Genomic DNA, 13,001 nt, shown 5'->3' with positions numbered 1-13,001 from the left:
TCCTAACAAGTCGCACTTTCTATTTGATGGAATAGCTTTTCTTTTCTTACGGGCTTCGCTACATAACCATCCATGCCTGAATCAAAGCACTTTTGAATATCATCGTCGATAACACTGGCGGTTAACGCGATGATAGGAGTTTTGCTTAAGCCTAGGTTTTTCTCATGCTCTCTGATCTCTTTGGTCGCAGTGAAGCCGTCCATAACGGGCATCATGCAATCCATTAAAATAATGTCGAAGCTACTGTCGTTTTGGTACATGTCGACGGCGATTTGTCCGTTGTCGGCGATTTCAAACGCGTAGCCCGCCTTTGTTAACATCACAGAAGCGACTTTTTGGTTAACTCGATTGTCTTCGACGAGCAGTATTCTTTCAGATTTACTCGGAACCGTGTTTTGTACTCTTTCTTCTGGCAATGTTCGCTTAGCTGCAGCATTAAGAATCGGTGTTACGGTCGCGGGTTTTTTCGTAGATTTAGTTTTGTAGGCAGCAGGAAGTGGCATCGCTTCAACGGCGGCAAGTACTTTTTCTTTTAGCATTTCAAATTTGAAAGGCTTTGGTACATAGTCATCCATACCTACGTCGAAACACTTTTGAATATCATCATCAATCACACTGGCGGTTAAGGCGATGATAGGGATACGACGCGTGGCATTGGTCTCTTTTTCAACGCGTCGAATGTTGCTTGTCGCTTCAAAGCCATCCATGACGGGCATCATACAGTCCATCAGTATCACTGCGTAATGAGGATTTGCGGTGAACATGTCCACAGCTTCCTGACCATTATTAGCGAACTCGAATTCAAAACCACTTTTACCGACATGAAGCCCAGCAATTTTTTGGTTGATCTTGTTGTCTTCGACGATGAGGATTTTGTGTTGGATCTCTAGAGGTTGCTGGCTTGCCTCTGAAAGCTCAGCCAAACCCTGCGTATCACAGAGCTCAATAGCTTTAATTAAACGTAAGCCGAGTAGGGGTTGTGCGACTTGTGCAGTAACGCTGTCGCCAAGATCCGCAGGCTCACTTAAGAAAGAACGTATCAAACAGATAGTGATGCCATTTTGGTGCAGCTTAGCTAAGTTATCTGCGTGGGTATTAGCTAGGAATGCATCATCTTCAGCGAAAACGACAGTAATCGGTTTATTGTGTTTCTGAGTCGCGAGTTGCTCGGTCATCGCGGAAGAGTTATTCGTTCGCTGAGTTACCTTTAAGCCATAAAGGTTAAGGTCGCATTCTATTCGTGTAGAAAGCATGCTCTCGTTACCCAGAATATAAATGTCAGCGGTTGCCGTGCTTGGTTTCGGTAGCATCATGTCAACGGGTAATTCTAAGTCGAAGTAGAAACAGCTGCCTTTACCCTTGACTGAATCGAGCTGAATCTGGCCACCCATCAGTTCGACCAACTGTGTACTGATGGCGAGGCCAAGACCAGTACCGCCAAACTGACGTGTAGTTGAGTCATCTTCTTGAGCGAAGGGCTCGAATATTTGTTTCTGTTGTTGCTTGCCGATACCAATACCTGTGTCGCGAACGGCAAATCGAATGGTGACATTATCGTCAGATTGTTCGAGCGTTTGGATTGATAATGTGACGCCACCTTCTGCCGTGAACTTCACTGCATTCGACATAAAGTTCATTAGGATCTGTCTTAAGCGGTGATCGTCGATCATCACGCGTGCAGGTGTGTCTGGGCTGATATCAACGTTAACCGATATTTTTTGCTCTTTCGCTTTTGGCGCAACAATAGAGGCTATGTCGTATATCGATTCTCTAATCGACGCCGAGTGCGGGCTGATTAACAGCATGCCAGATTCAATCTTCGAGAAGTCTAAGATATCGTTGATCAAGCTAAGTAGCAGTTGGGATGAAGTTTCAATCGTATCCACATAATCACGCTGTGTGGGTGTGAGTGGGGTATCTGCAAGAATCTCGGAAATACCAATAACGCCATTGAGTGGGGTACGAATTTCATGAGACATATTGGCTAAGAAGCTGCTTTTCGCTTTGCTAGCTTGTATTGCATGATCTTTCGCTTCTTCAGCGTCTTCTTTGGCTCGCTCAGCGTCTTCTTTCGCTATCGTAAGCCTGTCTTTTGCAAGTTCTCGCTCGATGGTCAACCGTTCAACTTGCTGAGCAAATAGGCTGAGTTCATCTTTGCCTTGAATCAGCTTATCCAAAGAAGGTCGAGTTTCATCATTTTCGCTTTTCAAGAAAGCTAACACCAAATTCAGGTTGTTGGTGACTTGTCGTGCCAAGCTTAGGGTTAATCCCATTACAATGGTCGCGAGCAAAGCAACGATGGAGATAAACAGTGTTCGTTGGATTTGCGCTTCATAGATGGCTTGCTCAACTTCCTGTTGAAACTCTTGCTTGATAACATTACCGAGGCTTTGCAATAAGCTGAGTCGAGCACTCATAGCCTCTAATCCGACTGAAATCCCTTGTGGCGTCAGTTGGCTGATTGCGTTTAGGTCGAGTAGGGCGCTGCGGATCTCTTGGCTTTGAGCAAATACATCGTTTCTAAACACTTCAACCATCAATGACACTTGATGTTCGTTGGCATTCAATGACACAAAGCGTTCTAGGAACAGTTGTTGTCTTTCACTCAGAGTTTCGATCTGTTCAGCGAGTTCTGGATCGTATTCTTGGCTATTTTGGAATATCTCAATCAATGAGGTACCCAGTTTAAATTCTTCATTTGACCAAAACATCAGCCATTCAAGCTGTTGTAACGCGGTGAGGTGCTGTTGAATTTCACGCTTGGTGTTTTCGAAAGGGACTTTTTCTATCTCAAGGAGCAACTGTTTGTACAAATCACTCTGCCATTCAAGTGCATCCAATTTATCGTAACTATCAGTCGCTTCCATCGTTGATAGAGTCGCTTCGCTGAAGTCTGCAACCAGTTGGTTCATTTCATCAGAGGTGTTTAAAAATATAGCTGGAGAAAGCGTTTTTAGTTCTGCCTTTACTTGGTTGCTTTGTGTCGCGAATTCTTCAGGGCTAGAAGCCAGAGTGCTCCGATATAAGACCGAAATATCTTGAAGATACACAGATAACTGATTGGTTCGTTCAAAATCGGTTAACTGAGTCGTTAAAATATACGCTTGTCTGCCTGCTAGAAAGAGCAGTAGTGAAATGGGAAGTAGAACTAAGCCAAAGAGTTTATGTTTGACTGAAAGGTTATTCCAGACCGTAATCGCCATATAAGGATCCATCCAACTGTTTTTATATAAAAACAGTAGAATAAAAATGCGGATATGGAAACCTTGAAACGGTAAATTTAATGGAAGTGTGGGAGGGGTATAAGTTCTTGTGATTCCAGAGCTTATTTTGAAATATCTTCTCTTACTAGCAACTTATAGCGATTGTCAGTCGGTTTAATTTTTATGCTTATTGATGAATAGCTTATAAAGCGAGTTAATGAGGACGCTTTTTATCGAGGCTTAGTTCAAACAGAAGTTGCTCTAACACCGTTTTTGCAGAGGGCTCTAACGCCCAAACACCAAGCATTCTATTCAGTGCAGCGCGGTACACTCTGTTTTTGAGTAGGAAAGCGAGCGTACTCGTATCGTTGCTCAAAACATGTGTTTGTACGACGGTTAGCTCAGCTTTGTTCTCGATATCGATTTTCTGAAGGTTGAAAGCAGGGAGAAAGGCACACTCATACCAAACCTCAACGATCTCTCGAAGTTCGATTTCCTCTTCAGGAACATCGCAGTCCTGAAGTTGATGGTTTTCAGGAATTGCGGATAAGTAAGCTACATCAAGCTTGTCTGCAACGAATGTGTACATTTGCTTCCTTGTTATAGGTGATTTTAGAGCGAATCATCTCTCTCACTTATGTTTTTGTCAATTACATCCATTTATCGAACGAGTAATCTGTGAGTAAGCATCGCTGTGTTTAACTTAAACTGTTTAAGTATTTGTCTGTTAAGCCAAAATATTTAAGATTCCCGTCAGGCTCTAGAACCAAACTCATATTGGAAGTGGCGATCAAGCCGGGATCATTGGTTGAAAAAATGACTGTTTTGTTCAACAACTTATCGCTGAACAAACGGTTAAAATACTGCGCGTTTTCATTTTCAGCCCCATTAAAGGGTTCATCAATGATGATCAGAGATTGCTCACAGTTGCCTAAACCAAGCGCCAAACGCAGCTTTTGCTGAATACCATTGGGAAGGCCTTTGCATTTATCGACACTCAATTGCGTTGCCAATCCTTCTGCTAGCCATTCGTCTAGTTCGAAGAAGCTCACCATTTCCTGCATTTTCTCTGTCGGAATCAACCCATTGTGCAAAATGAAGTTGGTCTCTAAAGAGCCTTCGAAAATGTGCAGATTGAAAGGGATGTAATTGATCGATGTGCGGTAGCGATAGCTGTTGAACTGCTTAATGTTATAACCATCGACAGATACGGCACCCTGATAACGATCTTCTAAGCCAACAATAATAGAGATGAGTGTTGTTTTCCCACAGCCAGTAGGGCCACAAATGACGACTTTTGCACTGGGTGGTATCTTAAAACCAAGGTTGGTTAAGCCGGTCGCCGCACCTGTGTAACGATGACTGACGCCACTGCCAACAATACTACCTTGGAACAGACGAATCGGTGGGCTTTTCTCTAAGGTCAATTTGTCGTCATTCATCGACATTAAGTTATTGATCTGTGCTGATGAAGCCTTAATCGATTGGAATTTAGAAATTGAGTTGTAGATACCCATGATCGGACCTAACGCCTTCCAAACCAATATTACTGTCGCGAGCATCGCACCGGCATCAGAAGTCCCTTCCATTACTCCGATTACTGCGGTCACGATACTTGCAGTACCAATCACCTGAATCAAACTGCCGCCAGCAGCCTGAATCTTACTGTTAGTCACGGCAACGTTCTCGGCATCACTGGTACTTTGCATATGCGAAGCGCTAAAGCGAGATTGAACCACACGCAGCAGAGGCAAGCCTTGAATGGTCTTGATACCGCGCAGGATTTCGTTCCATTGATAAGAGACCATTGCGTTAGCGCGCGAGCTTTTGGATGTCGCTTGTGAGTAGATATAGCGCGAGTACACACAGAACACCAACATCAAGATCAAGCCGCCCATTACCACAAGCGCGGCTGTACCAGACATCAGAGCGATCGCAATAATGAACACAATCACAAATGGCATATCAAAGTAGCTTAGGGTGGATTCTGCGGTCACTAATCGGCGGAAGGTGTCGATATCTTTCAAACGAGCCAATTGGGATGAAACCCCTGCGGTTGATGTCATCGCGTAGGGCAGCCAAAGAAGCTTGGATATTACGGCTTGGGATATGTGTACTGCGAGATCTTTACCTGAGGTAGCAATGATGTTGACCCGCATCTTCTTAAAGAAGTATTCCGAGAAACCGACAATCACGGCGAATAAGGTCAACCAATAGAGTGTGGCTTGAGAGCTCGAAGTCAGTGCGAAATTATAGACACTCATGATGAAGAATGGCTGTAACGCGCCTAAGATACTGATTACGAAGCTGAGGATGATCAGGCTTTTGAGTTCATTGTTGTAACGATAGAAAGCGTACTTTATCCAATTACTTCTGTCTTGAGATTCCGGTGGTGGTTCACGGAACAAACGAGAGTATTCACTAATTGAAATAAGCAGACAGGGCTTTTTGCACATTGGATATTCAATGGTGTTGTTGTTCGTGTAATCAAACAGGATCAACTTTCCATCTTTGGTGCCTAAGAAGATCGCACTAAGGTTCTCTATCTCAATAAAGCATGGGTGAGGGTATTTATCGATATTCTCGAGTGTCTTTAGCTTGGTTACATCACAGCGATATCCAAGACGCTCTATAGTTGCAGTAAAACTGTCGCTGTCTTTTGGCTTAGGAATAAAAGCGTCACTGAGTATAGAAGGCGTCCCCTCCCATTCCAGCGCTATCAAGGTGTAGGCTAAGCCGCGGATCAGCGGTGACTGACCGTAGCGCTCATCATAACCACTTGATTCAAAGTCCAATACACGCTGCGGCACATTGTTGAAGTCAACTAGGATACTCATTGGTCACCTCCCGTAAGCTTGACACGTTTGAGGCGGTGGTTGAGTTTGTCCATTTTATTGCTGGCGATGATTAAGATTTTGTCATTGGCACGATAGGCGGTGCTAGTGAGTACAACACGCGCAAACTCTTCATCAAAGACGCAGTCTATGTCATCGAATATCAATACGCGTTTACTGGCGAGCAGGGCCCGGACTAATAACAGAGCATACCCAACTTGGCGAGAGAATGGATTACGCATGTGTCCTTTCAGTTCGGTATAAAAACCGGCGGGCAACCCATCGATTTGAGCCTTGATATTCATGGTTTCACATAAGGCGAAAGCCGTGTTATTCAGGCTTGGTCGAAAACAGGTTAGGTTATCAATAATGGTCCCTTCCACGAATGAGCTTGTTTTATCGACCATCAGCACGCTGTTACGCCAAACGTTGTAGTTCACGTCATCCAGAGGCGTGTCATTAATCATGATGTCCAGTTTGTTATCGCTGTTCTGCCGCGTAATACAGTTGGCGAGATGGGTCTTGCCTGTGCCACTTTTCCCTGTCAATAAATAAGCTTGTCCGAGTTCGAATTCAATACGCTGCTTTTCAGAGTATTTAACCGAAATACGTTCTACTTCCGTTGTCTCATGTTGGTGTTCAACAGACGCTGCTAGTTCAAGAAGCTCGGCGATACGCTGTATGTGAAGTTTGTTCAATTCCCAACGGCTCGCGGTACGCATCACTTGTTGGTAGGGCGCGAAGTAACGGTTGGTCAGCATGATGATCGCGGCCATGATGCCTTGGCTTGATTCCATGTTGATAACGGCGGTTGCTAGTACTACAACAACGCAAGCAATAGAAAGCTGTTGGATGAGCGCCAAGATCAAGCCGAAGTTCGATTCAATCTGTTCGTATTTGATGTTCTCCACTTCACGCTCTTCCACCATTTGTGTCATCAAGCTTTCAACGCGGTATTCCATGTTTCGCGCTTTGATATCTAGCGGGCTAGAGATGATCTCGATGATTTTAGAAGTGGTTAAGCCTTCTATGTCGGACTTGTTTTGTAGGCTGCCAATCTTTTGTTTAGAAAGGCTCCAAGCGAAAATCGCTAAAATGAGTGAGGCAATCAGAAGCGTCACGCCTGCCCATATGTTGATTAGGCCAATGATGAGGATGGTTATCACGCTGACAGCAAGGTTGATCAGTGCTCGAACCGACTCTCCGCCAAAGAAGGTTTTCAACTCGGGAATTGTTGAGATTCGCTCTAAGTATTCCCCCGGTTCTAAACGGCGGAATTTAGATATTTCAGCCAAACAGATGGATTGGAACACCTTGTTGGTTAAGTTGGTCTCAAACTGCCTCATGATGACGGAAGATATCTTCTCTTCCTGATTTTTCAGGTGATAGTCGAGGAAGATGGAAATCAAGATAATCGCGAACAATAAGAACAGAGTATCTTGTGCTTGGTTGGGTAACACTCGGTCAAAAATGATCAGAATAGAGAAGGGCAGTACCAAGCCAAACAGGGTGGAAATTATCGTAGAGAAAGTCAGATAGCACTTATCTGCCATATTGATCTTTTGAGAAAACTGTTCAGTTTGCATTGCGGCCTCCTGTTTTCAACGACTCCGTTGAGAGAAGGTGTTTCGGCACGAGTTCTTGATTGTTGCGACCTTCGATATCGCTCATCAATTGCATGATGCTCTCTATCGATTGAATAGAGAGTATGCCCTTAATTTGCTCTAGCTTGATCGTCTCGATGATGTAGTCGTATCGTGCGCTTTCGTAGTCTCTTAAGGCGCTGAACAGCTTACTTTCTGCGGCCAGTAGATCGGTGATGGTACGGGTGCCTAACTGGTAAGCTCTTTGGATACCTTTATAAGATGCATAGTTGGCGCGAATGATATTTTCGTAACTGCTTATAGATTGCGAAAAATCGTTAATGTTGAGCACAGAGGTGTTCACGCTGTTACGGGTAGTGTAAAGCGAGTCTTGATAAAGCAGCTCGGTACGTTCAATTGCCGTCGATGATTTTTGATATCCATAGTAATCAGAACCACCAGACAAAATAGGCAAGGCTAGATTCAAGCCAACGCTAGTTGAGTTGCTTTCGCCTGTAGCAGTGATGTCGGTTTTATCGTAGTTATTGGCGTCATCGTGACGATAACTGGCTGAAAGCGACACGGTAGGTAAGAAGTTTGTACCGCTCTCTTTTAAGCTTCTACGGCTTCTCTCGACGTTTTTCTTCGCCACTAACAAGTCGTTGTTGAGCTTTAATGCTTGATCCATGATTGAGTGTTGTTCGCTTTCGTTTATCTCTTTTAATGGCACACTTTCGTATATATCTTGCGATGGAGTGATAGGGTACTGAATCTGAATCGTTAGTCCGTTGAGAATGACACGGCGATCTTTCTGCAAGGTTCTTAATCGATTCGACACACCTTCTTTCTGAGCGATCACTTCGTACAGCTCGCTGGCGGCTGTGTTCCCCAATTCTACGTTACGTCGCATCTGATGTTCACGAGTCTCAGACGACTTAAGTTCGACCTTGGTCGCTTTTATTTGCGCATTGTTTTTCAAATACTCGAAGTATTGAGATCCGATTTCAGAAATGGTGCTCTGGATTTTGTTTTCGTGTTTAATCTCTTCAATATTGAAGTCGAGTTTTGCCGTGCCATATTTGAAAATATCACCAAGATTGAATATCGACTGAGAAAGGGAAAGGCTGTAGCTGTTTGAGTTATAGCTAGAGGTTTCATCGGGCACGCTTGATAATAAGGTTTCGTTTTCATTCCATGTGGTATCGGCTGCACCATTGAGTGAAGGAAGAAACTTAGAGCGGCTGATCCCAATGTTGTATTCGTTCTCTTCCACACCTTTATCACTGGCGCGAAGGGATAGGCTGTTTTGCAGGCCGAGTTCTACCGCCTCAAGCAGGGTCGTCGCCGATGCTGAAGGTGTTGTGCTCAATGCAAGCGCAGCCATAATGCTGCTAGTTAAGTTTCTGTACCGCCACATACTTGTTGATCACCTTGATGATTTGGTCGCTTTTGTAAGGTTTGCTGATCACGTAATCCATTCCGGCTTCAATACAAGCCTGGTGTTCGTTACTGCTGGTCAATGCGGTTGCCCCTATGATGGTACAAGGGTTTTTCTCGTTCTCTTGTTCAAACTGGCGAATGCGTTTGGTCGCTTCAATGCCGCCCATACCTGGCATGATGCAGTCCATAAAGATGATGTCAGAACGTTTATTCATAAAGTGCTCCACTGCGTCGGCACCATCGCCAACCGTGTCTGGTTCATACTCTTGTTTGGTGAGGATTCGTTTCAGTAAGATTTGTTGAACTCGGTCATCCTCTACGATAAGGAATGAACTGTTTTCCATCTGCTCTTCTGATGCTTCTGCTTCCATAATGGTGAGTAAGTTCGGAATAAACTCATAAGGAATCGCAGGGGAGTTGATGATCTTATCGACGAAGCTGTGACACTCTTGTGCATGCTGAGTATTGGTTACTGATAGCAACAGCTTGGTATTTGGATGATTCTTAAGTTGAGATTTCACCGTTTTGCTCAGTGATGGCAGCTTGTTAGGTTCAAAGGTATCGGTCAGCATGATGGCATCGTACTCACCAAAGGTCTTCGCCGCTGAAAACAACTCATTTGCAGTGCGGATTTCAGTGATATCAAGCCCCAAGTTGTTGAGCATTTTCTTCATTACATCGATACGAACTTGTGTATTGGCGCACAGCAGTAAACGTTTGCCGTCGAAGCGTGTTTTCTCTGTATGGAAATTCTTCGCCTTGAGATCAAGCTCGATCTGAAAACGTTCCTGTGTACCCGATTGGAACCAGTGACTTTCGTAATACCCGTAATCTTTTAATACGCTTTTTGCTAAGTCGTCTGTGCTTGCGGTGTGGTCCTTGTGACTGCTCCAATGGAGTTTATTGAGCTTGGCTACAGAGACATCTAACGTTGAAAGGAAGTTTAGATTGATGGTAACTCGGGTATTTTCCATGTCTGAAGCCGCCCCAGATTCAATCGTCACAAATAGTTTCTTATTTGATTTGAGTTGAATGGCATTGGAAAGCTGCAGGAACAATATCCAGAACAAGCTGGTGGATTGGCCTTCTACGCGATTGGGTAAGTTGTCGGAAATAAAGCAGTCCAGTTGGCTTTCATTACGTTGTACTTTGGCACTGATATGAATCATTAATTCAGATAACACGTTCAATAACGAGAACTCTTTCGACTTGCTTTCCGTACCCTGTGAAATCAATCGATTATAGTTTTCTGCTAGCTCAGATAGGGTGCTACATGCAGAGGTAATGTCCTTCGCCATCAAAACGCCGTTTTCATCGGTTTCTTGAACGAGGTACTGGACACCACCGTTAATGGTGTTGGTGATCCCACGAATCTCATAGCCGATGAGTGCATACAACTGTTTGTAGAGATCGTTATTGCGCTTTTGGTCTTCCAATTTACTGAAGATCAGTTTGAGATGAGAGTAGATCTGACGCTGTTTGGGATTGATGCTCACTTCATTAAGAAGCTCTTCAAGCCTTTGTAAATCTAACTGTTTTAGTTCTTGATACAGTGCATCGAACTCATAGTCGATTTCGCGTTCGTTAGAGCTGGATTTCTTCAGTTTCAACATGGCGACAGCGTTAGATAGAACCGTGATCACAGCCAGTATTACGACCACTATAAACAACCAAACGAAGAACTCGTTTTTCTCAGACATCAAATCGCTCGCATGGTTGTTAAACATGGTGCGGTAGTTGTCATCCATCTGCAGATAGTTGTTGGTCAGTGAGAGATATAAATCGAGTACATCGGCACGTGCTTTAGCGCTATCGGAGAAACGGTTAATCGCTAATTCAAGTTGAGTGTATTCAGTAGCGCCAACCAAGCTGAACTCAGTTTTGTTCAAAGAGGCTAAAGATCGAAATTCATCTATTTTACGCTTCAAGTTAACTAGATTGAATTCGTTAGTACCACAAGTGTCGTTACTTAAGCACTGCTGCAGAGTTTGAATATCTTGTTCGATGGTCTGATTAAGCTTCTGAGCTTGTATGAGCAGTGGGGCACTTTGCACTTGCGCGACTGAATCTACTTTTGACCAAGAAAAGTATAAATAGAAAGCGAGCGCAGCCAGTACGATGCTAAACAATATGCTCAGTCGCAGGGCGGGTACAGAAATATTGTACGAAGGTTTTCCGCTCATTGATTACCTCTCATCGAAAGCATCTTCGATGGCAGACATAACTGGCTTCGCTGCGTATTCGATCACGCGACGCGAACCTGTTTTTACATCGGCGGTAAATTCCATATAAGGTGATAATTTGTATTGAGTGCCTCCTCGTTCAAGAAAGTTTCGGTCAATTTCAATCTCTGCTAAATAGAATTCGGCGTCTTCTTCTTCATAAGACGAGCGGCTGATTGAGGCGATGGTTCCCTCAACAAATCCATATTTAGCGAAGTTATAGGTATCCATTTTTACCTTCACAGCCTGTCCGATTTCTACAAATCCCATGTCTTTACGTGGAATCTTCGCTTCGCCGTGTAGCGAATTATTTATTGGGGCAATATCGGCGATACTCTCGCCTGGCGGAATCACAGCTGAACGGAAATTGAAGTGCAGTTTGTCGACCACACCATCCACCGGAGAGTAGACGACTAGGCGATCAACCTTGTCGGAATGCTGCGGTTGTAAGATTCGCTTCAGCTTTAGGTCTTTATTCGCTTGAATGATTTGCGCTTGATACTCAGAGTTTCGGTTCTCAACCAAGTCACGGTGTTGCTTTTCAAGCTTGTCGAGTTGGAAGCGCTCATTCATCACCGATTCGTCAAGGTTCTCAATCTCACGCACCATATTCGACTCTTGTACTTTCATGTTAAGAACGTCGACATAAGACGCCATCTCTTCTTTATAAAGCGTATTTTTGATGTTGAGTTGTTTGCGAATGAGCGATAGTTGGTTCTCTGAGCTTTTACGACGCTTAAGCATCGACCTAATCAGAGAGTTTTTGTGTTTAATATCATGGGTAATGAGCTCTTCGTTGGAGCGGTTTTTAGAAAACTCTTGTTGCCACGTATTCATGTTGACCTGAACTTGTTCTGGAAATTTTTCGATATAAGAAGCGAAGTTTGGTTCTACCATGTCGCGTAGGCTTTCATAACGAATTTTGTCTAGCTCTAGCTGAGTGATTTCGGTATTCACGGTATCGAGTTGTGTGTTGCGATCTAGTGAGCGTATTCGTGCGATCGGTTGTCCTTCATAAACAACTTCTCCTTTTCGGACTAACATCTCTTCTAATATGCCGCCTTCTAGGTGTTGAACCTTCTCTACGTCAGATTCCAGTAGCAGCTCTCCACGCACAGAAACGACAATGTCGATACGCGCCTGTGACGCCACGGCGATAGCGACCAAAGCGAGTAGGAATATGATGAGCAAGGTTTTATGAACGCTGGTCATGGCACTCGCAAGTACGATGGTGTCATCTGCTGTCACCTTAGACGCTTCGTTATTAGAAACGAGTGCTTTTCTGAGGTGGTGCTCTATTTGGTTATTACTCATGACCTACCTCGATGACTTGTCATCGACCCTTCCTTAATATCCAGCAAGTGATTGATTTGTCGATTGACGTTTTGTAGTTCAGTTTTTACATCCTCTAAAAGCGCTTCCGGCGCAGGGAATTCGTGCTTACTCAAATGTTCCAATTTGGCCATTTTGGGTGGCAAGTCTTGATCGCACAGTAAAGTTAAGATGGTCTTCAGTTTTTTAGAGTAGTTGTTGAGTTCGTCAAAACGATTCCCTTTATGAAGTGTCTCTATGTTCATTGGTGCGTCCGAGAAGTCCTTATAAAAGTCGCCTAACAGCAATTGCAGCCCTTTGTGGTTGTTGTCGATTGAACGCAACAAATTCGTCATGTCTATCATCATTCCACTGCCTTAATTGCTTTAATCACAATAACTAAGGATG

7 protein-coding genes and 1 pseudogene are annotated in these 13,001 nt (G+C 44.0%); all 8 read right to left on the bottom strand.

What is annotated here, in order from left to right; translation table 11 throughout:
- Positions 1-2 precede the first annotated feature (2 nt).
- The 8 genes and pseudogenes from AC3CH4_RS23400 to AC3CH4_RS23365 all read right to left on the bottom strand — a co-directional run bounded on the left by AC3CH4_RS23400 (position 3) and on the right by AC3CH4_RS23365 (position 12,961).
- On the bottom strand, positions 3-3,203 hold the full coding sequence (locus tag AC3CH4_RS23400) for a response regulator (protein ID WP_488543934.1): 3,201 nt from the start codon (positions 3,201-3,203) through the stop codon (positions 3-5).
- A gap of 214 nt (positions 3,204-3,417) precedes the next feature.
- Complete coding sequence (locus tag AC3CH4_RS23395; RefSeq protein WP_065206041.1) at positions 3,418-3,792, bottom strand: hypothetical protein; 375 nt, start codon at positions 3,790-3,792, stop codon at positions 3,418-3,420.
- A 109-nt stretch (positions 3,793-3,901) separates the two neighbouring features.
- A complete protein-coding gene (locus tag AC3CH4_RS23390) occupies positions 3,902-6,040 on the bottom strand; it encodes an ATP-binding cassette domain-containing protein (RefSeq protein ID WP_488543933.1) in 2,139 nt (712 codons plus the stop codon).
- Positions 6,037-7,623, bottom strand: a complete 1,587-nt coding sequence (locus AC3CH4_RS23385) for an ABC transporter transmembrane domain-containing protein (RefSeq protein WP_055319490.1) — start codon at positions 7,621-7,623, stop codon at positions 6,037-6,039. The genes AC3CH4_RS23390 and AC3CH4_RS23385 overlap by 4 nt, the downstream gene beginning before the upstream one ends.
- A complete protein-coding gene (locus tag AC3CH4_RS23380; RefSeq protein WP_488543932.1) occupies positions 7,613-9,037 on the bottom strand; it encodes a TolC family protein in 1,425 nt (474 codons plus the stop codon). Before AC3CH4_RS23380 ends, AC3CH4_RS23385 begins: the two co-directional genes overlap by 11 nt.
- Positions 9,012-11,243, bottom strand: coding sequence for an ATP-binding response regulator (locus tag AC3CH4_RS23375; protein WP_488543931.1), 2,232 nt, complete (start codon positions 11,241-11,243; stop codon positions 9,012-9,014). The genes AC3CH4_RS23380 and AC3CH4_RS23375 overlap by 26 nt, the downstream gene beginning before the upstream one ends.
- A 3-nt stretch (positions 11,244-11,246) precedes the next feature.
- The gene (locus tag AC3CH4_RS23370) at positions 11,247-12,596 is read right to left on the bottom strand and encodes an HlyD family type I secretion periplasmic adaptor subunit (protein WP_016799357.1); all 1,350 of its coding nucleotides are present in this window, start codon (positions 12,594-12,596) and stop codon (positions 11,247-11,249) included.
- A 3-nt stretch (positions 12,597-12,599) separates the two neighbouring features.
- Positions 12,600-12,961, bottom strand: a pseudogene (locus tag AC3CH4_RS23365) (hypothetical protein).
- Positions 12,962-13,001: the final 40 nt, after the last annotated feature.

The sequence above is a fragment of the Vibrio sp. QJM3NY_26 genome, assembly GCF_057786005.1.
The sequence above is the reverse complement of the archived record's forward strand: the minus strand, read 5'-3'. Positions and strand labels throughout refer to the sequence as shown.

Excerpts from the sequence above, each read along its gene's own strand:
- AC3CH4_RS23385 (WP_055319490.1), bottom strand. The coding sequence starts at position 7,623 with ATGCAAACTGAACAGTTTTCTCAAAAGATCAATATGGCAGATAAGTGC.
- AC3CH4_RS23375 (WP_488543931.1), bottom strand. The coding sequence starts at position 11,243 with ATGAGCGGAAAACCTTCGTACAATATTTCTGTACCCGCCCTGCGACTG.
- AC3CH4_RS23390 (WP_488543933.1), bottom strand. The coding sequence starts at position 6,040 with ATGAGTATCCTAGTTGACTTCAACAATGTGCCGCAGCGTGTATTGGAC.
- AC3CH4_RS23380 (WP_488543932.1), bottom strand. The coding sequence starts at position 9,037 with ATGTGGCGGTACAGAAACTTAACTAGCAGCATTATGGCTGCGCTTGCA.
- AC3CH4_RS23370 (WP_016799357.1), bottom strand. The coding sequence starts at position 12,596 with ATGAGTAATAACCAAATAGAGCACCACCTCAGAAAAGCACTCGTTTCT.
- AC3CH4_RS23400 (WP_488543934.1), bottom strand. The coding sequence starts at position 3,203 with ATGGCGATTACGGTCTGGAATAACCTTTCAGTCAAACATAAACTCTTT.
- AC3CH4_RS23395 (WP_065206041.1), bottom strand. The coding sequence starts at position 3,792 with ATGTACACATTCGTTGCAGACAAGCTTGATGTAGCTTACTTATCCGCA.